Source organism: Hydrogenophaga sp. (assembly GCF_019635465.1).
In the GTDB taxonomy this organism is placed as follows: domain Bacteria; phylum Pseudomonadota; class Gammaproteobacteria; order Burkholderiales; family Burkholderiaceae_C; genus Hydrogenophaga.
The window spans coordinates 39,759-64,156 of sequence record NZ_JAHBZK010000009.1 but is presented as its reverse complement, the minus strand read 5'-3'; the positions used below and the strand labels follow the sequence as shown (position 1 = coordinate 64,156).

Below are 24,398 nucleotides of genomic sequence, written 5' to 3'. Positions count from 1 at the left end.
GGTGAAAAAGGTGGTCAGGCGCGCTGCAGCGCTTGGGCGTGCAGGTGCCGCAGGGTGCGGCAATAGATGGCGGTCAGGGGTTCGATGTCGGCGACGACGATGTGCTCGTCGACCTTGTGGATGGTGGCGTTCGGCGGCCCCAGTTCGATCACCTGCGGGCAGATCTGGGCAATGAACCGACCATCGCTGGTGCCGCCGGTGGTGGAGAGTTCGGTGTCGATGCCGACTTCTTCGCGAATGGCGGCGCGCACGGCGTCAACCAAGGTGCCCGGCGTGGTGAGGAAGGGGCGGCCGCCGAGCGTCCAGGTAATGTCGTGATCGGCGCCGGCGCTGAGCCCATGGCGCGCCAGGATGTCCAGCACCTGCGCCTGCAGCGACTCGGGTGTGCGCTCGGTGCTGAAGCGGAAGTTGAAGTCCACGACCACGGTGCCCGGGATGACGTTGCTCGCACCGGTGCCGCCATGAATGTTGCTGATCTGCCAGCTGGTGGGCGGGAAAAAGGCATTGCCCTGATCCCATTCGGTGGCGGCCAGCTCGGCCAGCGCGGGCGCGGCCAGATGGATCGGATTGCGCGCCAGGTGCGGGTAGGCGATGTGCCCTTGCACACCCTTGACGGTGAGCTTGCCGCTGAGGGTGCCGCGGCGGCCATTCTTGATCATGTCGCCGGTGCGCTCGACCGACGTGGGCTCGCCCACGATGCACCAGTCGAGGCGTTCGCCGCGCGTCTTCAACCGGTCGCAGACGACGGTGGTGCCATCCAGGGCGGGGCCTTCCTCGTCGCTGGTGAGCAAGAAGGCGATGTCGATGCCCGGTTCGGCCTGCGCAGCAACGAACTGCTCGCAGGCCACCACCATGGCGGCGATCGAGGTCTTCATGTCACTGGCCCCGCGCCCGAACAGCTTGCCGTCGCGGTGGCTGGGCACGAAGGGGTCGCTGGACCACGCTTGCAGTGGCCCGGTGGGCACAACGTCGGTGTGACCGGCGAACACCAGGGTGGGGCGTTTGCCAGTCCCCAGGCGTGCCCACAGGTTGCTGACCCGGAACTCGTCCGGCCCACTGTCCAGGCGCTCGCACACAAAGCCCATGGCCTGAAGCCGACCGGCGATGAGGTCAAGGCAGCCGGCGTCGTCTGGGGTGACCGAGGGCCTGGCAATCAGTGCTTCGGTGAGGCGAAGGGTGGCAGACATCGGCAGTGCGGCCCGCCGGTGGCGGGCAATGGCGCGCCCGGATGATTCGGAGCGCGGGTGGTGCGGTGAATCTCTAGAACTTCACGTCCAGCGTGAAGTCGGTGAACGACGGCATGTCGGTGGCTTCTTCCTCGACGGCTTCGAGTTCGCTGGCGCGGCTCTGTTCGAAGTCGTTTTGCAGGCGCCACAGCAGGTTGTTGGGCGAGTCGGCGTGGGACAAGCCTTCTTCGCGGCTGACCACGCCATCGTGGATGAGGCGCGCCAGGTTCTGCTCGAAGGTCTGCGATCCTTCGGCCAGCGATTTCTCCATGGCTTCGCGCACACCGGAGAAATCGGCCTTCTGGATCAGGTCGGCGATCAGCGCGGTGTTGAGCAGCACTTCCATGGCTGGCACGCGCGTGCCGCCCGGGGTGCGCAGCAGCCGCTGCGACACGATGGCCCGCAAAGCGGCCGCCAGGTCGCCCAGCATGGTGGGGCGCACCTCGACCGGATAGAAGCTCAGGATGCGGTTGAGCGCCTGGTAGCTGTTGTTGGCGTGCAGGGTGGCCAGCACCAGGTGGCCCGACTGCGCGTAGGCCAGTGCAGCCGACATGGTCTCGCGGTCGCGGATTTCGCCAATCAGGATCACGTCGGGTGCCTGACGCAATGCGTTCTTCAGCGCCGTCTGCAGCGAAGCGGTGTCGGGGCCGATCTCGCGCTGGTTGATCACCGCGCGCTTGTTGCGGTAGGTGTATTCGATCGGGTCTTCGACGGTCAGGATGTGGCCACTGGCGCGCTCATTGCGGTGGTCGATCATGGCCGCCAGCGTGGTGCTCTTGCCCGCGCCGGTCGCCCCCACCATCAGGATCAGCCCGCGCTTTTCCATGATGAGGTCGGCCAGGATGGGGGCCACATTGAGTGTGTCCAGCGGCGGAATATCGCTGGGCACGTAGCGCACCACCACCGCGATGCTGCCGCGCTGGCGCATGGCGCTCACACGAAAGTTGCCCAGCCCTTCGAGTGGCACGCCCATGTTGAGCTCACCGGTCTCCTGCAGCTCCTCGATGCGCGTGGGCGGCACGATTTCCGCGAGCAGGTTGCGCGGGGCATCGGCAGGCAGCACCTGGCTGTTGATCGGGATCACCTGACCGTTGATCTTGATCATTGCCGGCGCATACGCCGTCAGATAGACGTCCGATGCCCGCTTCTCGGCCATCAGTCGCAGGATGCGCTCCATCGTTCCGCTGCTCATGCCGTCTCCCTGGGTGCTGGGTTGCGTAAGGATTGAAAAATCAGTCGCGCAGCAAGTCGTTCAGACTGGTCTTGGCACGCGTTTGCGCGTCGACCCGTTTGACGATGATGGCTGCGTACAGGCTGTACTTGCCGCCGTCCTTGGGCAGGCTGCCGCTGATCACCACCGAACCGGCGGGCACGCGGCCATAGCTCACTTCGCCCGTCGCACGGTCGTAGATGGGGGTGCTTTGACCGATGTACACGCCCATGCTGATCACCGAGTTTTCCTCGACGATGACACCCTCGACGATCTCGGAGCGGGCGCCGATGAAGCAGTTGTCTTCGATGATGGTCGGGTTGGCCTGCAGCGGCTCGAGCACACCGCCCAGACCCACGCCGCCCGAGAGGTGCACGTTCTTGCCGACCTGGGCGCAACTGCCCACGGTGGCCCAGGTGTCGACCATGGTGCCTTCGTCCACATAGGCGCCGATGTTGACGTAGCTGGGCATCAGGATGGCGCCCTTGGCGATGAAACTGCCCCGGCGGGCCACGGCCGGCGGTACCACGCGCACGCCGGTGGCCTTCATGGCCTCGGGGTCGAGGTGGGCAAACTTGGTCTGGACCTTGTCGAAGAAACCCAGATCGCCGGCGCGCATGATCTCGTTGTCCTTGAGCCGGAAGGACAGCAGCACAGCCTTCTTGACCCACTGGTGCACCGTCCACTGACCCACGCCTTCGCGGGTGGCCACCCGCAGGCGGCCCTTGTTGAGTTCGGCGATCACGTGTTCGACGGCTTCACCGACTTCTTTCGGGGCGGCGGCAGGCGAGAGCGCGGCGCGGTTGTCCCAGGCGGTGTCGATGAGGGCTTGCAATTGTTGGGTCATTCGGGTTGGGCGTTGAGGGTTTGGGGTTGAGCGTGGGTTCAGTGCGCGGCGCGGCAGAAGTCCGCAATGCGGTGCGCGGCCTCCAGGCATTCGTCGGCGCCGGCCACCAGGGCCAGCCGTACGCGGCCGGCGCCGGGGTTGGCGCCTTGCACGGTACGCGCCAGGTAGCTGCCGGGCAGAACCGTCACATTGTATTGAGCGAGCAGATCGCGGGCGAAGGCCTCGTCGGCACTCAGCCCTTCGGCCCGCCGAGCGAAGCTGGGTGGCACGCCGGCCCACAGGTAAAAGGACGCGTCCGGCAGCGCCACGTCCATCACCTCGGCCAGCAGCGGGGTCACCTGCGCGAATTTCTCGCGATAGAGGCGGCGGTTGTCCACCACGTGCGCTTCGTCGTTCCAGGCGGCAACGCTGGCTGCCTGCACCGCGGGGCTCATGGCGGCGCCGTGGTAGGTCCGGTAGAGCAGGAAAGGCTTCACCAGACTGGCGTCGCCGGCCACGAAGCCGCTGCGCAAGCCCGGCACATTGCTGCGCTTGGACAGGCTGGTGAAGGCCATCAGGCGGCCAAAGTCGTGGCGGCCCAGTCGCGTGGCCGCTTCCAGCCCACCCAGCGGCGGTTCGTCGCGGAAGTAGATCTCGCTGTAGCACTCGTCGGAGGCGATCACGAAGCCGTGGCGATCGCTGAGCTCGAACAAGCGGGCCCACTCTTGCAGGGGCATCACGGCGCCGGCCGGGTTGCCGGGCGAGCACACATAGACGAGTTGGGTGCGCGCCCAGACGTCGTCGCCCACGCTGTCCCAATCGACCGCGAAGTTGCGCTCGGCCCGGCTGGGGACGTAGTGCGCCTGCGCGCCGGCGAGCAGGGCTGCGCCTTCGTAGATTTGATAGAAGGGGTTGGGGCTGATGACCGTGGCCCCGGGGCGCGTGGGGTCGACCACCACCTGGGCAAAGGCAAACAGCGCCTCGCGCGTGCCGTTGACCGGAATCACCTGCGTTGCCGGGTCCAGCGCGACGCCATAGCGGCGTTGCACCCAACCGGCACAGGCTTCCCGCAGCGCCGGGGTGCCGGCCGTGGCCGGGTAGGACGACAGGCCGTCCTCGAGGGCATCCGCCAGGGCCTTCTTGAGGAAATCGGGCGCCGGGTGGCGGGGCTCGCCAATGCCGAGACTGATGGCGCGATGGGCCGGCGAGGGCGTGACGCTGGCGAAGAGTTGGCGCAGCCGCTCGAAGGGGTAGGGCTGCAGCCGCTGGAGCAGGGGATTCATGGCCGGCGATTATCGGCGCAGGCCAGGCCACTCAGGCCCGCCCCGCTCGGGCGGGGCGGGCAGTCAGCGTCTCAGGCCTTGCGCAGACGCATCGAGCGCTGGCGCAGGTGCTGGTAGAACTGGTCCAGCGACAACAGCACCGTGAGCATGACCGTGGTGGCAATCACCAGGGTCGGCAGGTTGAAGGCGGCGATGAAGCCGGTGCCCTGCGGAATGGCGGTGCGCTCGGCGGTGGTGCAGACGAATTCGGCTGCGGCCATGCCGGTGTAGTGCATGGCGCACACTGCAATGCCCATGACCACCGAGGCCATCAGGCGATGTGCCAGCGTCCGGCTGTTGAATGCGAGCCACAGGGCGGCGGTGGCGGCCACCACGGCGATCAGCATCGAGGCGCCGACCAGGGCCACGTCCCAGGAGATGAAGCCGTAGATCTTGAGGCCGAACATGCCCAGGTAGTGCATGACCACCACGCTCATGCCCAGCAGGAAGCCGGCCAGCACCAGCCGGCCCAGGCGCTGGGGCTGGCGTGCAGCCAGGGCCACCGAGCCGGCGGTGGCTCCGACGGCCACCAGCAGCGACACAAACGTCTCCAGCATGGAGTAGCTGCTGCCCACGTCCATGCGCAGGGCCAGCATGCCGATGAAGTGCATGGACCACACGCCCACGCCGCCCAGGGCCACGCCCACGGCCAGCACGTTGCTCCAGTCCAGGGCGCCGCGCGCGGTGCGGATGCGTGTGGCTGCGGAAAGGGCGACGAAGGAGCCGAAGACAGCGAAGGCGAACGACAGGGCGATCAGGCTGGGGTCCCAGGCGGTGTTGACGAGAGGATTCATGCTGCGCAGTGATACGGGTTGGGGGTATGCATGGATTCTGTTTGCATGCTTCCCATGTGCCCAGTCCCCGCGTAAGTCGATCTGCCTGATCCGTTGAATCCTTCCGTGAACTTTGGCACTCAGCCTGCGCCCGACGGCGCGATACAGGTGGATACCTGCACGGCGGCGGCCTTGCCGGGGTGGCCCCGGGGCCCGCAGGTATCATCCCGCGTCGGTCTGTTCGGGCCGATGTCCCCTCCCTGCCATCGCCGCCACCCCGGATCGCGCCGTGCGTCTTACCTCGATCAAGCTCTCCGGCTTCAAGTCCTTCGCCGAACCCACCAATTTCATGCTGCCGGGCCAATTGGTGGGCGTGGTGGGCCCCAATGGCTGCGGCAAGTCCAACATCATGGATGCGGTGCGCTGGGTGCTGGGCGAGTCCAAGGCCTCCGAGCTGCGTGGCGAGTCCATGCAGGACGTCATCTTCAATGGCACCACCAGCCGCAAGCCGGCCAGTCGCGCCAGTGTGGAGCTGGTGTTCGACAACAGCGATCACCGCGCCGGCGGCCAGTGGGGCCAGTTCACCGAGATTGCGGTCAAGCGCGTGCTCACGCGCGACGGCACCAGCAGCTACTACATCAACAACCAGCCGGTGCGCCGCCGCGACGTGCAGGACGTCTTTCTGGGCACCGGCCTGGGCCCGCGCGCCTACGCCATCATCGGCCAGGGCACGATCAGCCGCATCATCGAGAGCAAGCCCGAAGAGCTGCGCCTGTTCCTCGAGGAGGCCGCGGGCGTCTCCAAATACAAGGAGCGTCGCCGCGAAACGGCCCACCGCCTGGCCGACACGCGCGAGAACCTGACCCGCGTCGAGGACATCCTGCGCGAGCTCAACGCCAATCTCGACAAGCTGGAAAAGCAGGCCGAGGTCGCCGCCCAGTACCACGCACTCAACGCCAGCGCCACGCTCAAGCAGCACCAGCTGTGGTTCCTCAGGCGTGCCGAGGCCGAGAGCGACCAGGCGCGGGTGCAAAAGGACGCCGCCCAGGCCGTCAACGACCTGGAGTCGCGCACCGCCGACCTGCGCCGCATCGAAAGCGAACTCGAAACCATTCGCCAGGCGCACTACGCCGCCGGTGACCAGGTCAACCAGGCCCAGGGCAAGCTCTACGAGGCCAGCGCCGAGGTCGGCAAGCTCGAGGCCGAGATCCGCTTCGTGGTCGAAGGCCGTCAGCGGGTCGAGCAGCGTCTGCAGCAACTCAAGGAACAGATCGCGTCCTGGTCAACCCGCAGCCAGGACGCCGCGGTCGAGATTGAACAACTGGCCGAGCAGATCGTGGCCGCCGAGGAGCAGTCGGTCGTGCTCGCGGCTCAGGGAGAGGAGCAGGCCGGTGCGCTGCCGCAGCTCGAAGACACCCTGCGCGCCGCCCAGGCCCGCTCGAACGAGCAGCGCGTGGCGGTGTCGCAGGTGCAGCAGCAGATCCAGGTGCTGGCCGCCGAGCAGCGCAACGTCGAAGAGCAAACCCGCAGCCTGTCGCAGCGCCGCGAGCGCCTGGCTGCAGACCGCAATGCCCTGGCCGCGCCCGACGAGGCGCGGGTGGCCAACGCCCAGAGCGCCTTGCAGGCCGCGCAGGCCCAGGCCGACGAAGCCGACGCCCGCCTGCACGAGCTGCAGGAGCAGGTACCCGAGCTGGACGAAGCGCGCCGCCAGGCGCAGGCCGCCGTCAACACCGAATCGGCCCGCCAGGCCGACCTGAGCGCGCGCCTGGAAGCACTCAAGGCCTTGCAGGAGAAGGTGCGCACCGACGGCAAGCTCAAGCCCTGGCTGGCCAAGCATGGCCTGGACGGCATGCAGGGCCTGTGGAGCCGCATCCACGTCGAGCCCGGTTGGGAGAACGCGCTCGAAGCCGCCTTGCGCGAGCGCCTGGGCGCGCTGGAGGTCTCTCGCCTGGAGATGGTGCGCGCCTTTGCCACCGACGCGCCGCCCACGCGCCTGGCGTTTTATCAACCGCCTGCGGGCGAAGCCGCTGCCGCTGGGTCCGGCGGGCTCAAACCATTGGCGAGCTGGTTGCGCCTCAACGACGCGGCGCAGCAGGCGCTGCTGGGCGGCTGGCTGCGCGGTTGCTACAGCGCCAGCACCCTGGACGAAGCGCTGGCGCAGCGCGCCCAGCTGCAGGCCGGAGAGACCATTTACGTCGCAGGCGGCCACGCGGTCGGCGCACACAGCGTCACCTTCTATGCCCCCGACAACGAGCAGGCCGGCCTGCTGGCGCGCGCGCAAGAGATTGAAAACCTTGACAAGCAGAGCAAGGCCCAGGCGCTGATCGCCGAGCAGGCGCGCGCTGGGCTGGTGCGCGCCGAGGCGGCTTATTCAGAGGCATCGCAGCGACTGGTCGCAGCCCGCCGTGAAGCCGCCGAAACACAGGGTCGCGCGCACGAGCTGCAGGTCGAGGCCTTGCGCCTGACGCAGCAAGCCGAGCAGGCGCGCGCGCGCAGTGAGCAGATCGACAGTGATCTGGCCGAGGTGGATGCCCAGCTGGAATCGCTGCAGGAGCGGCGCGTGACGGCCGAGGCGCGGTTCGAGGAGCTCGACATGCAGCTGGCCGACAGCCAGGAGCGCCATGCCCAGCTCGACGACACCGTCATCGAGGCCGAGCGCAAGCTCAACCAGGCGCGCGAGCAGCAACGCTCGCTGGAGCGCACCGCCCAGGAGGCCACCTTCTCGCTGCGCAGCCTGCAGGCGCGCCAGGCCGAGTTGCAGCGCGCCATCGACACCGCTGGCCAGCAGGAGAAATCGCTGATCGACGAGGAGCAGCGCGCCCGCGACGAGTTCGCCCGCCTCAGCGACGCCGCGGCCCAGGCTGGTCTGCAAAGCGCCCTGGCCGCCAAGACCGAGCGCGAGCAGGCGCTGGCGGCCTTGCGCAGCCAGTACGACGACCTGACCACGAAGCTGCGCGCCAGCGACGAGCGCCGCCTGCAGCTCGAGCGCGAGCTGGAGCCGCTGCGCAGCCGCATCACCGATTTCCAGCTCAAGGAGCAGGCCGCGCGCCTGGGCGTGGAGCAGTACAGCCAGATGCTCGACGAGGCCGAGGCCGATCGTGCGGCCATCGCCCAGAGCATCACCGAAGGCAATGTGCGCCTGAGTGGCCTGCAGGGCGAGATCGACCGCCTGCACCGCGACATCCAGGCGCTGGGGGCGGTCAACCTGGCCGCGCTGGACGAGCTCACCGCTGCGCGCGAGCGCAAGACATTTCTGGACGCCCAGATGGCCGACCTCACCGAGGCCATCACCACGCTCGAAGACGCCATCAAGAAGATCGACAACGAAACGCGCGAACTGCTGGGTTCGACCTTCGAGACCGTCAACACGCATTTCGGCAAGATGTTTCCGGAGCTGTTCGGTGGTGGCAACGCCAAGCTGGTGATGACGGGCGAAGAAATCCTCGACGCCGGCGTCCAGGTGATGGCGCAGCCACCCGGCAAGAAAAACCAGACCATTCACCTGCTGTCGGGTGGCGAGAAGGCGCTGACCGCCATCGCCCTGGTGTTTGCCATCTTCCAGCTCAACCCGGCGCCGTTCTGTCTGCTCGACGAGGTGGACGCGCCGTTGGACGACGCCAACACCGAGCGCTACGCCAAGCTCGTCACCGCGATGAGCAGCGACACGCAGTTCCTCTTCATCAGCCACAACAAGATCGCGATGGAAATGGCCAAGCAACTCATCGGCGTGACCATGCAGGAGCAGGGCGTCTCGCGCATCGTGGCGGTGGACATGGAGTCCGCCGCCGGCATGCTGGAAGCCACATGAACAGCCTGCACATCGGCCTGGCCATCATCGGTGGGTTGGTGCTGGCCGGCGTGGTGGCCTACAACGCCTGGGTCACCCGCCAGAGTGCGCCGCGCACGGTGCGCGAGCGTCACAGCGACGTCGGCACCGAGCCCATGCTCGGGCCGCACGAGGACCCGCTGGACGAACGCCGCGAACCGGTGCTCGACGATGGCGAACCCGATCGCACCGTACCGGCCGAACTGCTGGCCGAACACGAAGCACTGGCGGCGGCATCGCGCCCCATGCCGATGGGCGACGCGCTGCCCGTGGTGGAGCGCCGGCCCGCCCCCGCGCTGGACGCCCTCATCGACGTGATTGCACCGCTGGCGCTGGACCACCCGGTCTCGGGTGATGCCGTGCTGGCCGCCTTGCCGCACACTCGGCGCGTGGGCAGCAAGCCCTTTGCGCTGGAGGGCCTGCCGGTCGAGGGTGCCGAGTGGGAAAGCCCACGCCCCGGTCAGCGCTACCGCGCACTGCAGGCCGGCGTCCAACTGGCCAACCGGGCCGGCGCCCTCAACGACATCGAGTTCTCCGAGTTTGTTGTCAAGGCGCAGGCCTTCGCCGACGCGGTGGGTGCGAACCCCGACTTTCCCGACATGCGCGCCGAGGTGGCCCGCGCACGCGAGCTCGATGCCTTTGCCGGTGGGCACGACGCCCAGCTCGGGTTCACGCTGCGCGCGCGCCGTGCGGCGTGGAGCCCGGGCTACGTGGCGCAGCATGCCGCGCAGTTGGGCTTTGTGGCCGGCGCACTGCCCGGGCGCATGGTGCTGCCGGCCGGCCAGCCTGGCCTGCCGCCCGTGCTGGTGCTGGCGTTTGACGCCCAGGCCGCCATGGCCGACGACCCCGAGCAGAGTGCGCTGCGCGAGATCACGCTCTCGCTCGAAGTGACCCATGTGCCCCGCGCCGAGCGCGCCTTCGACCGCTTGCGCGAAGCCGCGCAGGTGCTGGCCGCCGCCATGGATGGTCAGGTGACCGACGACGCGGGCGCACCTCTGTCGCCCGAGACCATGGCGCAGATCGGCACCGACCTTGAGGCGCTGTACGACGCGCTCGACGCGCGCGATCTGTCGGCAGGCTCGCCACAGGCGCGCCGACTGTTCTCCTGACCCCCATGCAAGACGATCTGTTTGCGGCCTCGGCGCAACCCGCCGACGCGGCCGCGGCGCGCGCTGCCGAGCTGCGCGCGCAGTTGCACCACCACGCGCACCGCTACTACACGCTAGACGCGCCCGAGATCCCCGACGCCGAGTACGACCGGCTGTTTCGCGAACTGCAGGCCATCGAGGCCGCACACCCGGAGCTGTGGACACCGGACTCGCCCACCCAGCGCGTGGGCGGCAGCGTGCTCAAGGAGCTGCGCCCTGTGCGCCACGCCGTGCCCATGCTCAGCATCCGCACCGAGACCGACACCGAGGCCAGCGGTGCCGTGGCGTTCGACACCCGGGTGCGGCGCGAGCTGGCGCTGGGCGAGGGCGACCCGCCGGTCGAATACGTGGCCGAGCTCAAGTTCGATGGTCTGGCCATGAGCCTTCGTTACGAGGACGGTGTGCTGGTGCGCGCGTCCACCCGGGGCGACGGCGAGACCGGTGAGGACGTGACGCACAACGTGCGCACCATCGGGCAGATACCGCTGCGCCTGGCTCACAGTGTTCCCCCTGTGCTCGAAGTGCGCGGCGAGGTTTACATGCGCCGCGATGACTTCGAGGCGCTCAACGAGCGCCAGCGCGCCAAGATCGCGGCGGGCGCCAAGGGCGAGAAGACCTTCGTCAACCCGCGCAACGCGGCGGCGGGCGCGGTGCGCCAGCTCGACTCGGGCATCGCTGCACAACGCCCGCTGAGCTTCTTTGCCTACGGCTGGGGCGAGGTGTCGGGCGACGGCCTGCTGGGCAGCACCCAGTTCGACGCGCTGATGCGCTTGAAGGCCTGGGGCTTTCCGGTGGCCGAACAGACCCGCGTCTGCCACGGCGCCGACGAGTTGGTGGCCTTTCACCGCCACATCGGCGAGACCCGCGACAGCCTGCCGTACGACATCGACGGCGTGGTCTACAAGGTCAACCGCCTGGACTTGCAGCAGCGCCTGGGTTTCGTGACCCGCGAGCCGCGCTGGGCTGTGGCCCACAAGTACCCCGCGCAGGAGCAACTGACCACGGTGCAGGCCATCGACGTGCAAGTCGGGCGAACCGGCAAGCTCACCCCGGTGGCCAAGCTGGCGCCGGTGTTCGTGGGCGGCGTCACCGTCACCAACGCCACGCTGCACAACGAGCTGGAGGCGCGGCGCAAGGACGTGCGCGTGGGCGACACCGTGGTCGTGCGGCGCGCGGGCGATGTGATTCCCGAGGTGGTGTCCGTGTTGGCCGACAAGCGCGTGGGCGATCCACCGCCGTTCACCATGCCCGCGCATTGCCCGGTGTGCGGCAGCGCTGCGGTGCGCGAAGAAGGCGAGGCCGACCACCGTTGCACCGGCGGGCTGTTCTGCGCCGCCCAGCGCAAGCAGGCCATCCTGCACTACGCCCAGCGACGCGCGCTCGACATCGAAGGCCTGGGCGACAAGCTGGTCGAGCAACTCGTCGATGGCGGGTTGATCAATACCTTGCCCGATCTGTACAAGCTCGGCTTCACTGCCCTGGCCGCATTGGAGCGCATGGCCGACAAGTCGGCGCAGAACCTGCTCGATGCGCTCGAGAAGAGCAAGCACACCACGCTGCCACGGTTTCTGTACGGCCTGGGCATCCGCCATGTGGGCGAGGCCACCGCCAAAGACCTGGCCCGGCACTTCGGTAGCCTGGACCGCATCCTGGATGCCAGCGTCGATGCCCTGCTGCAGGTCAACGATGTCGGCCCGGTGGTGGCGCAAAGCATTCGCACCTTCTTCGACCAGGCCCACAACCGCGAGGTGGTGGAGCAACTGCGCGCGGCCGGCGTCACCTGGCCCGAAGGCGAGGGCGCTCAGAACACGCCGCAGCCCCTGCTGGGCAAGACCTTCGTACTGACCGGCACCTTCCCCACCCTCAAGCGCGACGACGCCAAGGCCATGCTCGAAGCCGCCGGCGCCAAAGTGGCGGGCTCGGTCAGCAAGAAGACCGACTACGTGGTGGCCGGCGCCGACGCCGGCAGCAAGCTGGACAAGGCGCAGGAACTGGGCGTGGCGGTCATCGACGAGGCCGGGATGCTGGCGCTGCTGGCCGATCCGCCTACGGCTTGAATTTGTAGTGGTCGCGGTTGAGCACCGCCGCGATCGCGCTCACCTCTTCCGGGAAGAACTGCAGGTTCAGTTCGGTGTTGCACTGCTCGACCATGCCACGCAGGGCACCGGCGGTGTTGATGCGCCCAGCTGGCCGGTAGATGGCGCTGCCGTCGCCACCGACTTTGCGGGTGTGGCATTCGACGCACTTGCTCTGCGCGATGAGCTTTTCGCCCAGCGTCAGGTCGGCGTCTTTGAAGATGCCTGCGCCTTGAGCGTGGGCGGCGATGGGCATCAGCAGCGAGATGGGCAGTGCGGCGAGCAGGGCAGCGGGGATCATGGGTGTCTCCTGTTTGGGCGAAACTTCGCGCATTGCACCCACCAAGTCAAGCCGCCATGACCGTTCGCACCCTGCTGAAGATGGGCGATGCCCGATTGCTGCGCCACGCCCAGGCCGTGACCGCGTTCGACACACCCGAACTGCATGCGCTGATCACCGACCTCAAGGACACCATGGCGGCCGCCAATGGCGCCGGCCTGGCCGCGCCGCAGATCGGCGTTGACTTGCAGGTGGTCATCTTCGGCAGCGACCAGCCCAATCCTCGTTACCCCGATGCACCCATCGTGCCGCGCACGGTGCTGATCAATCCGGTGATCACGGCCCTGTCGAACGAGGAAGAGGATGGCTGGGAAGGCTGCCTGTCGGTGCCGGGCCTGCGCGGCGTGGTGCCGCGCTGGCGGCATATCCGCTATCAGGGCTTCGATGCGTCGGGCGCGGTCATTGACCGCGAGGCCGAGGGCTTTCACGCGCGGGTGGTGCAACACGAGTGCGACCACCTCTGGGGCCTGCTGTACCCGATGCGGGTTCGCGACTTCACGCGCTTTGGCTTCACCGAGGTGCTGTTCCCCGGGCTTGACGCCTCCAGCGACGACGATTGAGTTTTGCAAGCGGGTGACCCAGCGCCCGCACATTAGGTAAGGCCATTGGCGCCGGTGCCGCGCGGTGTGGGGGCGGTCTCCACAATGCGCGCGTTTGCCCCCGTCAGGAGTTTTGTCAATGACCACCTTGTTCGAGCCCGCCACCGCGGGCGATCTGAAACTGGCCAACCGCGTCGTGATGGCGCCGCTCACGCGCAACCGCGCGCCGGGTGCGGTGCCCACGCCCCTCATGGCCACCTATTACCGCCAGCGCGCCAGCGCCGGCCTGCTCATCACCGAAGCCACCGCCATCAGCCACCAGGGGCAGGGCTATGCCGACGTGCCGGGGCTCTACAGCCCCGAGCAGATTGCCGGCTGGAAGCAGGTGACCGATGCCGTGCACGCCGCTGGCGGGCGCATCGTCACCCAGCTGTGGCACGTGGGCCGCGTGTCGCACACCGAGCTGCAGCCGGGCAAGGGCGCGCCGGTCGCGCCCTCGGCCATTCGCGCCAACACCAAGACCGTGCTGATCGTTGAGGGCAAGCCGACCTTCGTGGACGTGTCCGAGCCGCGCGCGCTGGACGCGGGCGAACTGCCCGGCATCGTCGAGGACTACCGGCGCGCCGCGCTGGCCGCCATTGAGGCGGGTTTTGATGGCGTCGAGATTCACGCGGCCAACGGCTACCTGCTTGACCAGTTCCTCAAGACCGGCGCCAATCACCGCACCGACGCCTACGGTGGATCGATTCCCAACCGCGCGCGCCTGTTGCTGGAGGTGGTGCAGGCGGTGACCGGTGCCATCGGCGCGGGCCGCACGGGCATTCGCCTGTCGCCGGTCACCCCGGCCAACGACGTCGTGGACGCCGACCCGCAAGCCTTGTTCGAGTACCTGGTGCGCAAACTCGGCCCCCTGGGCCTGGCCTATGTGCACGTGATCGAAGGCGCCACGGGTGGCCCGCGCGAGGTGGAGGGCCGCCCCTTTGACTACGCCGCGCTGCGCCAGGCCTGGCGCGATGCCGGTGGCCGGGGCGCCTGGATGGTCAACAACGGCTACGACCTGCCGCTGGCCGAACAATCGCTGCGCGACGGCGCCGACCTGGTGGCCTTTGGCAAGCCCTTCATTGCCAACCCGGACCTGGTGGCCCGCCTGCAGCGCGGCGGACCGTTCAACACGCCCGAGCGCAGCACCTTCTACGGTGGCGGCGAGAACGGCTACACCGACTACCCGACGATGGCACAGGCCTGAGCCCTGATGAGACACCTCCCGAGGTTTATCCTCGGGGTCCATGAAGCTCTACAACTACTTCCGCTCCTCCGCCTCGTTCCGGGTGCGCATCGCACTCAACCTCAAGGGCCTGCCCTACGAGTACGTGCCGGTGCACATCGCCAAGGGCGAGCACAAGCAGGCCGGTTGGTCCGACATCCTCTCCGAGGGCCTGGTGCCGGCGCTGGAGCTCGACGATGGCACGCGACTGACGCAGTCGATGGCGATCATCGAATACCTGGATGAATCGCATCCCGCCCCCGCGCTGCTGCCGTCGGACGCCCTGGGCCGGGCCCGGGTGCGGGCGCTGTCGCAGATCGTGGCCTGCGAGATTCACCCGATCAACAACCTGCGCGTGCTCAAGTACCTGGTGCGCGAGCTCAAGGTCGAGGAAGAGCCCAAGAACACCTGGTACCGCCACTGGGTGCGCACCGGTCTGGAAGCCTTCGAGAAGCAGCTGGCGGCTGGCTCCACCGGGCGCTTCTGCCACGGTGATACGCCCACACTGGCCGACTGCTGCCTGGTGCCGCAGATCTTCAACGGGCAACGCTTCAACACCGACTTCAGCGGGCTTAGCCGCACGATGGCGGTGTTCGAGAACTGCATGGCCCACGAAGCCTTCCAGAAGGCCCAGCCCTCGGCCTGCCCCGACGCCGAAGCCTGATGGCATTGCCGCCGTCGCCGACCCTGGCACCCCGGGCCTTTGTGCCCGACTGGCCGGCGCCCCGCGGTGTGTGCGCCCTGTGCACCACCCGGCAAGGGGGCGCGTCGGTGGCGCCGTTCGACAGCTTCAACCTGGGCGACCACGTGCGCGACGATCCCGCGGCAGTACTGGCCAACCGGGCGACGCTGGCAACCCTGTGCGCACCGGCGCGGCCGGTGTACCTGCAGCAGGTCCATGGCAACGACGTGGTGTCGCTGGATGCCGACTCCACCGACGGTACGGTGGCAGACGCCGCCCTGGTGGTGGCGCCCGGCACCGCAGCGACCATCATGGTGGCCGACTGCCTGCCGGTGCTGTTGGCGCACACGCAAGGCTGCGCGGTGGCCGCGGCACATACGGGGTGGCGCGGCCTGGCAGGCGGGGTGCTGGAGCGCGCGGTGCAGGCCCTGCGCGACGCAGCGGGGCACGGCGAGGTCATCGCCTGGCTGGGGCCAGCGATTGGTCCCACGGCATTCGAGGTTGGCGACGAGGTGCGGGCGGCCTTTGTCTCGGCAGACCCGACCGCCGCAGCACATTTCCGCCCCCACGCTACCCCGGGCAAGTGGTGGGCCGACCTGCCCGGGCTGGCCTGTCAGCGCCTGGTCACTGCGGGCGTGACCTCAATCCACGGCAACGACGGCAGTGCCGACTGGTGCACGGTCAGTCAGCCGTCACGGTTCTTTTCGCACCGGCGCGACGCCGCCCGGCTCGGCAGCACCGGCCGCTTCGCTGCTTGCATCTGGATCGAGTGACCGCCTCCGCTGCGCATCCTCGGCCGCTTCCTGGGCCTTGATCGCCCGTCGACGCTGCGGCGAACGCATCACATAGACCACGATGACCACGGGGAGTACCCCATACAGCACGAAGGTCACAATGGCGCCGAGCACGGTGCCGGTGGTGTTGGTGGCCTCGGCCACCGACATCATCAGCACCACGTACATCCAGCCAATCACGATCAGGTACACGGTTTGCTTTCGACTTGTTGCGCTGCGTCAACTGCGTGAAAGGCGACGCGGCGATACTCGAGACACTTTGGAGACAACGGCCGACACTGTAGGCCGCTCGCGATAGCTGAGGAGACAAGCATGGCTTCGGGCAAGAAGAATGACACCCCTGACTGGGCGCAGGCGGCACAGAATTTCCAGCAGAACCTGGTACAGCAGTGGACGCAGATGGCGCAGTCGCTGCCCGGCGCCACGGCCACCACCCCGAATCCCTTCGGTGCCTTTCAGGCCTTCATGCCCGCCCAGCCGGGCATCAACGCCATGGGCATGCCGGCGCTGCAGGACCTGTTCCAGCAGGCCGCAGGCCAGTCGGTGTCGCTCGACCCGGCGGCGTTGCTCGAGATCCAGCAGAACTACCTCAAGGAGGCCGTCGGTCTCTGGAACCAGGGGCTTGAGGCCAAGCCCGCGGGCGACCGCCGTTTTGCCAGCGATGCCTGGGCCACCAACCCGGTGGCGGCCTTCACCGCGGCCACCTATTTGCTCAACGCTCGCACGCTGATGGCCCTGGCCGATGCGGTGCAGGGCGATGCCAAGGCGCGCGCCCGGGTGCGGTTTGCCGTGCAGCAGTGGATCGACGCCAGCGCGCCGAGCAACTTCCTGGCGTTCAACGCCGAGGCGCAGAAGAAGGCCATCGACACCCAGGGCGAGAGCATTGCCAAGGGCATGGCCAACCTGCTGCACGACATGAAGCAAGGCCATGTCTCGATGACCGACGAAAGCGTCTTCGAGGTGGGCAAGAACGTGGCCACCACCGAAGGCGCGGTGGTGTTCGAGAACGAGCTCTTCCAGCTCATCGAATACAAGCCGCTCACGGCCAAGGTGTACGAGCGGCCTTTCCTGCTGGTGCCGCCCTGCATCAACAAGTTCTACATCCTCGATCTGCAGCCCGAGAACTCCTTCATCCGCTATGCGGTGGAGCAGGGCCATCGCACGTTCGTCGTGAGCTGGCGCAACCCGGACGAATCGCTGGCCCAGAAGACCTGGGACAACTACATCGAGGACGCGGTCATCAAGGCCATCGACGTGGTGCGCGACATCGCCGGCAAGCCCGACATCAATGCTCTGGGCTTCTGTGTGGGCGGCACCATGCTGGGCACGGCGATGGCCGTGCTGGCAGGCCGCGGTGAGCAGACGGTGCACAGCGCCACCTTCCTCACCACCTTGCTCGACTTCACCGACACCGGTGTGCTCGACGTCTTCATTGACGAGAACTTCGTCAAGTTCCGTGAGATGCAGTTCGCCAACGGCGGTCTCATGCCCGGGCGCGACCTCGCCACCACCTTCAGCTTTCTGCGGCCGAATGATCTGGTGTGGAACTACGTGGTCGGCAACTACCTCAAGGGCGAGACGCCGCCGCCCTTCGACCTGCTGTACTGGAACTCCGACAGCACCAACCTGCCTGGACCCTATTACCACTGGTACCTGCGCCACATGTACCTGCAGAACGATCTGGTGAAGCCGGGTGCGGTCACGGTGTGCGGGCAGAAGATCGACTTTCGCAAGGTCAAGCAGCCGGTCTACATCTATGGCTCGCGCGAGGACCACATCGTGCCCATTGGTGGCGCCTACGGCAGCACGCAGCTGTTCCCGGGCAAGAAGCGCTTCGTCATGGGGGCGTCCGGCCACATCGCCGGCGTGATCAACCCCGCCAGCAAGGGCAAACGCAGCCACTGGACCAGCGCCGGCGCCAGCTTTCCCAAGGACGTCAAGGACTGGATCGCCAGCGCCACCGAACACCCCGGCAGCTGGTGGGGCGACTGGTCGGCCTGGCTCAAGCCGCAAGCCGGCAAACAGATCCCCGCTCCCAAGACCTACGGCCGTGGCAAGGCCTACAGCGCCATCGAGCCGGCGCCCGGGCGCTACGTCAAAGCCAAGGCCTAGCGGCCGTTCGGCGTTGGGCGTTCAGCGTTCAGCGCCAACGTAGCCCGCTCCCTCGCTCAACCCTCAACCCTCAACGCACAACGGAGATCCCCACATGGAAGACATCGTCATCGTCGCCGCCACCCGCACCGCTGTCGGCAAGTTCGGCGGCTCGCTGGCCAAGACGCCCGCGACCGATCTGGGTGCCACCGTCATCAAGGCCTTGCTGGCAAAAACCGGCCTGCCGGCCGACGCCATTGGCGAGGTGATCATGGGCCAGGTGCTGGCCGCAGGTGTGGGCCAGAACCCGGCTCGCCAGGCCATGATGAAGGCCGGCGTGGCCAAGGAAACGCCGGCGCTCACCATCAATGCGGTCTGTGGCTCCGGTCTGAAGGCGGTGATGCTGGCGGCCCAGGCCATCAATGCGGGCGACAGCGAGATCGTCATCGCGGGTGGCCAGGAAAACATGAGCGCCTCGCCACACGTGCTCAACGGCAGCCGCGACGGCCAGCGCATGGGCGACTGGAAGATGGTCGACACCATGATCGTTGATGGCCTGTGGGACGTCTACAACCAGTACCACATGGGCATCACCGCCGAGAACGTGGCCAAGGCCCACGGCATCACACGCGAGATGCAGGACGCGCTGGCCCTGGGCAGCCAGCAAAAAGCCGCCGCCGCGCAGGAAGCCGGTCGCTTCAAGGACGAGATCACCGGCGTGAGCATTCCGCAGAAGAAGGGCGATCCGCTGGTCTTTGACAGCGACGAGTTCATCAACAAGAAGACCAACGCCGAGGCGCTGGCGGGTCTGCGTCCTGCCTTTGACAAAGCCGGCAGCGTGACCGCAGGCAACGCCAGCGGCATCAACGACGGCGCCGCGGCCGTGGTGGTGATGAGCGCGAAGAAGGCCGCCGCACTGGGCCTGAAGCCGCTGGCGCGCATCGCCAGCTTCGGCACCAGTGGCCTGGACCCGGCCACCATGGGCATGGGCCCGGTGCCGGCGTCGCAAAAGGCGCTGGCCCGCGCCGGCTGGAAGGCCGCCGACGTGGACCTGTTCGAACTCAACGAAGCCTTTGCCGCCCAGGCCTGTGCGGTGAACAAGGCGCTCGACATCGACCCCGCCCGCGTCAACGTCAACGGGGGCGCCATCGCCATCGGGCACCCTATTGGTGCGTCGGGCTGCCGCGTGCTGGTCACCCTGCTGCACGAGATGCAGCGCCGCGACGCCAAGCGTGGCGTGGCGGCGTTGTGCATCGGCGGCGGCATGGGGGTTTCCCTCGCTGTCGAGCGCTGAGCCCGCGGCTAGCATGAACACGATTCACCACAAAGCTTAGAAAGGTCACCATGGGACAAAAAGTTGCATACGTCACCGGCGGCATGGGCGGCATCGGTACCGCCATCTGCCAGCGCCTGCACAAGGAAGGCTTCAAGGTCATTGCGGGCTGCGGCCCCACGCGTGACTACAAGAAGTGGCTCGACGAGCAGCAGGCGCTGGGCTACACCTTTTTCGCCAGTGTGGGCAACGTGGGCGACTGGGACTCCACCGTCGAGGCCTTCACCAAGACCAAGGCCGAGCACGGCGCCATCGACGTGCTGGTGAACAACGCCGGCATTACACGCGACCGCATGTTCCTCAAGATGTCCCGGGACGACTGGGCCGCCGTGATCGAGACCAACCTGAACTCGATGTTCAACGTGACCAAACAGGTTGTACCGGACATGGTGGAGAAGGGCTGGGGCCGCATCATCAACATCAGTTCGGTCAATGGCGAGAAGGGCCAGGCCGGGCAGACCAATTACTCCGCTGCCAAGGCGGGGATGCACGGCTTCTCGATGGCGCTGGCGCAGGAGCTGGCCACCAAGGGCGTGACGGTGAATACCGTGAGCCCGGGCTACATCGGTACCGACATGGTCAAGGCCATTCGCCCCGACGTGCTTGAGAAGATCGTCGCCACCGTGCCGGTGAAGCGCCTGGGCGAGCCCAGCGAGATCGCCTCCATCATTGCCTGGCTGGCCAGCGAGGAAGGCGGCTACGCCACCGGGGCCGATTTCTCGGTCAACGGCGGCTTGCACATGGGCTGAGACCGCGGGCGCTCATCGCCTGACAAGAACAAAGGCGGCCCATGTGGCCGCCTTTGCTTTAGGGGGGGCGTTGTCGAGTCAGCGTCTGGCTGTTTCAGGCTTTGCCGTCTTGCGGTTCGCTGTCATCGGCGACGCCACCTTGCGACAAGGCAGCGGCGTAGGCGGCATAGTCATCGGCCTGGGCCAGGTGCGCGGCGTAGGCGTTGTAGTCAACCGCTGGCGCCATGGGCGCAGGCGAAGTGGCCTCAGGCGTTGGGTCTGGCGCCTGCTTTGACTGCACGATGCCTGCCTCTGTCAGGTGCATGGCGTATTCAGCGGCACGTTCGTTGCTGATTGCGATGGCCCGATGGTCTTCCAGTGCCCGCGTGTACGCCGCGTAGTCCACTTCGGCGGTGGTTGTTCGCTCTGGATGCACGGACTCAGCTGCCGGCGACGGATTGAATGACGGGTTCTGGAAATCAGGCATGCCTTGCTGAATCAGGGCATCTGCGTAGGCGGCATAAGGGCTGTCGGCGGACGTTGGACCGATGCCTTGTTCCTGCAAAGCGCGCGTGTAGGCCTCCAAGTCCACGTTATCGGAGGCCTTGGGTTCCATGTCGGTAGGGTTGGCTCGCGTGGCTTCTTCGTCTCGCACGGCGCTCCCGCTCAGGTTGTCCATGGCCTCGTCGAGCGCCTCACGCTTGCGTTGGCGCTCGGGATCGTTGAGGTCGACCCCGCCTCTGATTGACGACATTACCGAAAAGGCACTCTCTAGTGCCGCTGGCTGGGCGATTGGCTGGCGGGGCGCAGTCTCGGGGCGCGACGTGGGGCGTCGATACACCACGATCGCCTTGCTGTGGCCTTCTGGGGACTGATGGGCTGTCAGAGAAGAGGTGCTGGCGGCCCGTTGCATCGATTGGCGAGCGTCGGCAGGCGCCGGCTTGACAGCCACGAAGCGGGGCTGCGGAGGTTGCATGGCCGCGAGTGCCGCCGCCAGGTACATGTCGCGTCTGATGCTCAGGATGAGCTTGGCATCGTCGCTCTGGGACTTGGGCTGCACCTGGCCGCGAGGGCGCGTTGTCTGCTTCGTCGAGTCCAGGCGAGGATCGCCCTGGGTCTTGATGATGTGATTCAGTGTCAGCGCGCGCTGCAGGTAGATGATGGCTGCGTCGGGGTTTGAGACGATGAATCGGAGTGGTGGCGGGCTCGCCCTGCCGGAGGCCGAAAAGACCAGCGTGACGCCGGCACTTTGGGTCGGCGTGGTCTGTGCCTGACGCGTCGTTTTGAAAGTGATGTGGGCGGCTTTGGTGTAGGCAATCACTGCGATGCTCCAGTAGTCAGGTTGTTTTCTCTGGGCGCGTTGTTGAGGTCGTCCATCAAGGCTTCGCGCCAATAGTCGGCGGTCCCCAGAAGCGATCGCAGGCTGTCGCGCAGGGTGGTCAGGTCGCACTGCACCTCGGGCAGGTCGCGCAAGATGTAGAGTGATCGCTCCTGCGGCGACCAGGCCATGCGGGCGCCCTGGGATTGGCTTGAGAGCAGGTTGAAGGTCAGCAAGGCCTCCATATGCTCGTTGGTCAAGGCCTGATCGAGCTGGGCGACCTGCGTCAACGTTTGCAGGCGAGGGGGCTCCTCGCACCAGGTGAGGACCACCTGGGTGTCGTCGGCGTAGGTGACGACCCAGGCGTTGTCATCGTGCAAGGCAACGGTCGAGACGTCGTCACTGAGCGGGCCGAGTTCCTCGAGCACAGTCTGAACGGGGGAAGGCAAAGGCGACATGGCGTGATCGGAATTGGAGAGACGCGATGTCTGTCACCGAACGCTGCGGGGCGTTCCATTCTTCCTTCGAGTTCGATGCCCTGGTTGGTGCGCAGAGGGCGATAGGCGTGGAAACAGCCGGTTTTTCAGCGGCTGTTTCTCGCACTTGAACGGTCGATTGCGGCCTAGAGTGCCGGTATGTACCGGCCTTTGCCCCTGGATTCGTTCGACCTGAATCAGCCTTTGCCCTTCAACGTCTGGGACCCGAAGGGCGTTTTGCTGCTGCGCAAGGGCGAATCGATCACCTCGGAGCAACACCGGGGGCATCTGATGCTGCACGGCCCGTTGGTGTTGTCGAGCGACTGGCAGTCGCAGTCTTACGGCTACACGTCGACGCTGGACCGCATGGTTCGCAACAACGAATCGCTGAGCCGGATTGCGCAGGTGAGCGCCCTGTCAACGGCGGCCTCATCCTTCGGTGAACGCGACGAGCAGCCGATCGCCGAGACCTGGGCGGATCTGCACGCCACCCTCGCCACCTTGCTGCACCAAGGCGTCGACGCGGGCCAGTTCATGGAACGTCTGTTGCGGCTGCATGCGCGTTGCGAGACGCTCTGGCAGGAGCAACCCGACAACAGCCTGCTGATCCTGATTCAGCGCCTGTTTGATCCCCATACCTCCTACAGCGCAACCCACGCGTTGTTGAGCGCGGGCTTGTGTGCCCTGGTGGCGCCTGGCGCGGGGCTTGACCAGGCGCAGCGCAGGGCGGTGGCGCTGGCGGCGCTCACCATGAACATCGGCATGACGCGAGAGCACGACATCCTGTCGCGCCAGACGACGCCGCTGACCTCGCCTCAGCGCAAGCTGGTGCGCGAGCATCCGCGCGATGGGGTGCGGGTTCTGCGCAGTCTGGGTGTGACCGACACCGAGTGGCTGCGCCTGGTCATGCAGCACCACGAAAAGCCCGATGGCACGGGCTATCCGGGCGGTGAGGCGGTGGATCGGTTGACACACCGCCTACTGCAGATGGCCGACGTCTATGTGGCCTGCATCAGCCCGCGCAAGAGCCGCGGCGCATTGCTGTCACAGCAGGTGGCCAAGGAGCTGTACCTGGGGGCGCGCCGTGGCCCCGATCCGCTGGGCGCCTTGTTCGTCAAGAGCATTGGATTCTTTCCCCCTGGCAGCTACGTGCGACTGGCCAACCAGGAGATGGGGGTCGTGGTGCAGCGTGGCGAGAAAGCCAATGCGCCGAAGGTCTGCTCGCTGGTGGGGGCGCACGGTTTGCCGCTGGGCGAACCCGTCATGCGAGACGCCGCCGATCCGGCCTACGCCGTGCAGGACAGCTTGCCGCCCGGCGTCGTGAAGGTCACGGTCAACGTCGGGCGTTTGACCGCACGCCGCTGAGGGGGTGGGGCGCTTATCCAACGCGGCTGGGATAATCGCGTCCATGTCTTCCCCCTCGACGCTGTCCCCGTGGCGCCTGTCCGTCGCGCCAATGATGGATTGGACGGATCGCCACTGCCGCTACCTGCACCGGCTGCTGACCAGGCACACCTTGCTTTACACCGAGATGGTGACCACGGGCGCCTTGATGCATGGCAGTGAATTGCGCCACCTGCGCTTCAATGCCGAGGAGCATCCGGTGGCGCTGCAACTGGGTGGCAGTGAGGCCGACGAACTGGCCAGGGCCGCGCGCATGGGTGAGCGCTGGGGCTACGACGAAATCAACCTCAACTGCGGCTGCCCCAGCGAGCGGGTGCAGCGGGGCGCCTTCGGTGCCTGCCTGATGGCGGAACCGCAGACGGTGGCCGACGGCGTGAAGGCGATGCGCGACGCGGTATCGATCCCGGTCACGGTGAAGCACCGCATCGGCATTGACAAGACCGAAAGCTACGAGTTCGTGCGCGACTTTGTGGGCACCGTCGCCGACGCGGGCTGCGAGGTGTTCATCGTGCATGCGCGCAACGCCTGGCTGCAGGGTCTGTCGCCCAAGGAGAACCGCGAGGTGCCGCCTCTGCGCTACGAGCTGGCTTACCGGCTCAAGCAGGACTTTCCGCAACTGACGGTGGCAGTCAACGGCGGCATCACCACCAACGCCCAGATTGCCGAGCACCTGCGCCATGTGGACGGGGCGATGCTGGGCCGCGAGGCCTATCACCACCCCTGGCTGATGACGACCTGGGACGAGACCTTCTTCGGCGATGCGCCAGCGCAGCGCAGCCGCGATTGGGTCGAGGACGAAATGGTGCGCTACATGGAGCGCGCCCATGCCGAGGACGGCTGCCCCTGGTACGCGATTGCCCGCCACATGCTGGGTTTGCGCCATGGCCTGCGCGGTGCGCGCAAGTGGCGCCAGGTCTGGAGCGATCACCGCCTCAAGCCGCTGCCGCCGCGCGAGGTCTGGGCCATGGCGCAGGCCCACGTGTGCAACGAGAGCGATGTCCTGGTGGCCTGAGTTTCAGTCAG

General features: G+C 67.2%; 21 protein-coding genes. 12 read left to right on the top strand and 9 right to left on the bottom strand.

Translation table 11 applies throughout. From position 1 onward, the window contains the following. Nucleotides 1-14: 14 nt before the first annotated feature. The 5 genes from dapE to KF871_RS09870 all read right to left on the bottom strand — a co-directional run bounded on the left by dapE (nt 15) and on the right by KF871_RS09870 (nt 5,378). Complete coding sequence (gene dapE / locus KF871_RS09890) at nt 15-1,187, bottom strand: succinyl-diaminopimelate desuccinylase (protein ID WP_291141425.1); 1,173 nt, start codon at nt 1,185-1,187, stop codon at nt 15-17. A gap of 73 nt (nt 1,188-1,260) precedes the next feature. Next, nucleotides 1,261-2,418 carry a PilT/PilU family type 4a pilus ATPase gene (locus KF871_RS09885; protein ID WP_291141422.1) on the bottom strand — a complete coding sequence of 386 codons (1,158 nt, stop codon included), beginning with the start codon at nt 2,416-2,418 and terminating at the stop codon, nt 1,261-1,263. Between the two features lie 40 nt (nt 2,419-2,458). Then, nucleotides 2,459-3,283, bottom strand: a complete 825-nt coding sequence (gene dapD, locus KF871_RS09880) for a 2,3,4,5-tetrahydropyridine-2,6-dicarboxylate N-succinyltransferase (protein WP_291141419.1) — start codon at nt 3,281-3,283, stop codon at nt 2,459-2,461. Nucleotides 3,284-3,321: 38 nt separating this feature from the next. Further along, complete coding sequence (dapC, locus tag KF871_RS09875; RefSeq protein WP_291141415.1) at nt 3,322-4,545, bottom strand: succinyldiaminopimelate transaminase; 1,224 nt, start codon at nt 4,543-4,545, stop codon at nt 3,322-3,324. 71 nt (nt 4,546-4,616) lie between these two features. Beyond that, entirely contained in the window at nt 4,617-5,378 is a 762-nt protein-coding gene (locus KF871_RS09870) for an MHYT domain-containing protein (protein ID WP_291141412.1), read from the bottom strand. A 268-nt stretch (nt 5,379-5,646) separates the two neighbouring features. On the opposite strand from KF871_RS09870, the gene smc reads away from it, so the two are divergent. Genes smc through ligA form a run of 3 tightly spaced genes read left to right on the top strand, consistent with a single transcriptional unit; the run spans nt 5,647 to nt 12,388 of the window. Further along, nucleotides 5,647-9,165: a chromosome segregation protein SMC gene (gene smc / locus KF871_RS09865; RefSeq protein WP_291141409.1), complete on the top strand. Its 3,519-nt coding sequence runs from the start codon at nt 5,647-5,649 to the stop codon at nt 9,163-9,165. Further along, nucleotides 9,162-10,292, top strand: coding sequence for a cell division protein ZipA C-terminal FtsZ-binding domain-containing protein (locus tag KF871_RS09860; RefSeq protein WP_291141405.1), 1,131 nt, complete (start codon nt 9,162-9,164; stop codon nt 10,290-10,292). The genes smc and KF871_RS09860 overlap by 4 nt, the downstream gene beginning before the upstream one ends. Nucleotides 10,293-10,297: 5 nt before the next feature. Further along, nucleotides 10,298-12,388 carry an NAD-dependent DNA ligase LigA gene (ligA, locus tag KF871_RS09855; protein ID WP_291141402.1) on the top strand — a complete coding sequence of 697 codons (2,091 nt, stop codon included), beginning with the start codon at nt 10,298-10,300 and terminating at the stop codon, nt 12,386-12,388. On the opposite strand, the gene KF871_RS09850 is transcribed toward ligA, so the two are convergent. Further along, nucleotides 12,378-12,707: a hypothetical protein gene (locus tag KF871_RS09850; RefSeq protein ID WP_291141399.1), complete on the bottom strand. Its 330-nt coding sequence runs from the start codon at nt 12,705-12,707 to the stop codon at nt 12,378-12,380. The two genes, ligA and KF871_RS09850, sit on opposite strands and share 11 nt — an antisense overlap. Before the next feature lie 56 nt (nt 12,708-12,763). Here KF871_RS09850 and def point away from each other — a divergent pair, with 56 nt between their 5' ends. From def to pgeF, 4 genes are all read left to right on the top strand, one after another. Next, a complete protein-coding gene (gene def, locus KF871_RS09845; RefSeq protein ID WP_291141396.1) occupies nt 12,764-13,306 on the top strand; it encodes a peptide deformylase in 543 nt (180 codons plus the stop codon). A gap of 118 nt (nt 13,307-13,424) precedes the next feature. After that, complete coding sequence (locus tag KF871_RS09840; RefSeq protein ID WP_291141393.1) at nt 13,425-14,531, top strand: alkene reductase; 1,107 nt, start codon at nt 13,425-13,427, stop codon at nt 14,529-14,531. 40 nt (nt 14,532-14,571) lie between these two features. Continuing rightward, entirely contained in the window at nt 14,572-15,213 is a 642-nt protein-coding gene (gene maiA / locus KF871_RS09835; protein WP_291141390.1) for a maleylacetoacetate isomerase, read from the top strand. Next, the gene (gene pgeF / locus KF871_RS09830) at nt 15,213-16,004 is read left to right on the top strand and encodes a peptidoglycan editing factor PgeF (protein ID WP_291141388.1); all 792 of its coding nucleotides are present in this window, start codon (nt 15,213-15,215) and stop codon (nt 16,002-16,004) included. Before maiA ends, pgeF begins: the two co-directional genes overlap by 1 nt. Here pgeF and KF871_RS09825 read toward each other — a convergent pair. Then, complete coding sequence (locus tag KF871_RS09825) at nt 15,924-16,217, bottom strand: hypothetical protein (RefSeq protein WP_291141384.1); 294 nt, start codon at nt 16,215-16,217, stop codon at nt 15,924-15,926. The two genes, pgeF and KF871_RS09825, sit on opposite strands and share 81 nt — an antisense overlap. A gap of 120 nt (nt 16,218-16,337) precedes the next feature. On the opposite strand from KF871_RS09825, the gene KF871_RS09820 reads away from it, so the two are divergent. The 3 genes from KF871_RS09820 (at nt 16,338) to phbB (ending at nt 20,198) form a co-directional block, all read left to right on the top strand. After that, entirely contained in the window at nt 16,338-18,137 is a 1,800-nt protein-coding gene (locus tag KF871_RS09820) for a class I poly(R)-hydroxyalkanoic acid synthase (RefSeq protein ID WP_291141383.1), read from the top strand. Between the two features lie 94 nt (nt 18,138-18,231). Next, entirely contained in the window at nt 18,232-19,410 is a 1,179-nt protein-coding gene (locus KF871_RS09815; protein ID WP_291141381.1) for an acetyl-CoA C-acetyltransferase, read from the top strand. 50 nt (nt 19,411-19,460) lie between these two features. Continuing rightward, nucleotides 19,461-20,198 carry an acetoacetyl-CoA reductase gene (gene phbB / locus KF871_RS09810; RefSeq protein ID WP_291141379.1) on the top strand — a complete coding sequence of 246 codons (738 nt, stop codon included), beginning with the start codon at nt 19,461-19,463 and terminating at the stop codon, nt 20,196-20,198. Nucleotides 20,199-20,292: 94 nt separating this feature from the next. Here the strand turns inward: phbB and KF871_RS09805 are convergent, their stop codons facing one another. Together KF871_RS09805 and KF871_RS09800 are read right to left on the bottom strand one after the other, a co-directional pair. After that, entirely contained in the window at nt 20,293-21,498 is a 1,206-nt protein-coding gene (locus KF871_RS09805; RefSeq protein WP_291141376.1) for a hypothetical protein, read from the bottom strand. After that, the gene (locus KF871_RS09800; RefSeq protein WP_291141373.1) at nt 21,495-21,944 is read right to left on the bottom strand and encodes a type III secretion system chaperone; all 450 of its coding nucleotides are present in this window, start codon (nt 21,942-21,944) and stop codon (nt 21,495-21,497) included. The genes KF871_RS09805 and KF871_RS09800 overlap by 4 nt, the downstream gene beginning before the upstream one ends. Before the next feature lie 186 nt (nt 21,945-22,130). On the opposite strand from KF871_RS09800, the gene KF871_RS09795 reads away from it, so the two are divergent. Together KF871_RS09795 and dusA are read left to right on the top strand one after the other, a co-directional pair. Next, nucleotides 22,131-23,336: an HD domain-containing phosphohydrolase gene (locus tag KF871_RS09795; RefSeq protein ID WP_291141371.1), complete on the top strand. Its 1,206-nt coding sequence runs from the start codon at nt 22,131-22,133 to the stop codon at nt 23,334-23,336. 43 nt (nt 23,337-23,379) lie between these two features. Next, nucleotides 23,380-24,387 (top strand): tRNA dihydrouridine(20/20a) synthase DusA, encoded by a 1,008-nt coding sequence (dusA, locus tag KF871_RS09790; protein WP_291141368.1) that lies wholly within the window; start codon nt 23,380-23,382, stop codon nt 24,385-24,387. Nucleotides 24,388-24,398: the final 11 nt, after the last annotated feature.

Coding starts and splice junctions, on each gene's coding strand:
- dapD (WP_291141419.1), bottom strand. CDS start 3,283: ATGACCCAACAATTGCAAGCCCTCATCGACACCGCCTGGGACAACCGC.
- dapE (WP_291141425.1), bottom strand. CDS start 1,187: ATGTCTGCCACCCTTCGCCTCACCGAAGCACTGATTGCCAGGCCCTCG.
- dusA (WP_291141368.1), top strand. CDS start 23,380: ATGTCTTCCCCCTCGACGCTGTCCCCGTGGCGCCTGTCCGTCGCGCCA.
- maiA (WP_291141390.1), top strand. CDS start 14,572: ATGAAGCTCTACAACTACTTCCGCTCCTCCGCCTCGTTCCGGGTGCGC.
- phbB (WP_291141379.1), top strand. CDS start 19,461: ATGGGACAAAAAGTTGCATACGTCACCGGCGGCATGGGCGGCATCGGT.
- KF871_RS09795 (WP_291141371.1), top strand. CDS start 22,131: ATGTACCGGCCTTTGCCCCTGGATTCGTTCGACCTGAATCAGCCTTTG.
- KF871_RS09840 (WP_291141393.1), top strand. CDS start 13,425: ATGACCACCTTGTTCGAGCCCGCCACCGCGGGCGATCTGAAACTGGCC.
- KF871_RS09870 (WP_291141412.1), bottom strand. CDS start 5,378: ATGAATCCTCTCGTCAACACCGCCTGGGACCCCAGCCTGATCGCCCTG.
- pgeF (WP_291141388.1), top strand. CDS start 15,213: ATGGCATTGCCGCCGTCGCCGACCCTGGCACCCCGGGCCTTTGTGCCC.
- KF871_RS09850 (WP_291141399.1), bottom strand. CDS start 12,707: ATGATCCCCGCTGCCCTGCTCGCCGCACTGCCCATCTCGCTGCTGATG.
- KF871_RS09820 (WP_291141383.1), top strand. CDS start 16,338: ATGGCTTCGGGCAAGAAGAATGACACCCCTGACTGGGCGCAGGCGGCA.
- KF871_RS09815 (WP_291141381.1), top strand. CDS start 18,232: ATGGAAGACATCGTCATCGTCGCCGCCACCCGCACCGCTGTCGGCAAG.
- ligA (WP_291141402.1), top strand. CDS start 10,298: ATGCAAGACGATCTGTTTGCGGCCTCGGCGCAACCCGCCGACGCGGCC.
- dapC (WP_291141415.1), bottom strand. CDS start 4,545: ATGAATCCCCTGCTCCAGCGGCTGCAGCCCTACCCCTTCGAGCGGCTG.
- KF871_RS09885 (WP_291141422.1), bottom strand. CDS start 2,418: ATGAGCAGCGGAACGATGGAGCGCATCCTGCGACTGATGGCCGAGAAG.
- def (WP_291141396.1), top strand. CDS start 12,764: ATGACCGTTCGCACCCTGCTGAAGATGGGCGATGCCCGATTGCTGCGC.
- KF871_RS09860 (WP_291141405.1), top strand. CDS start 9,162: ATGAACAGCCTGCACATCGGCCTGGCCATCATCGGTGGGTTGGTGCTG.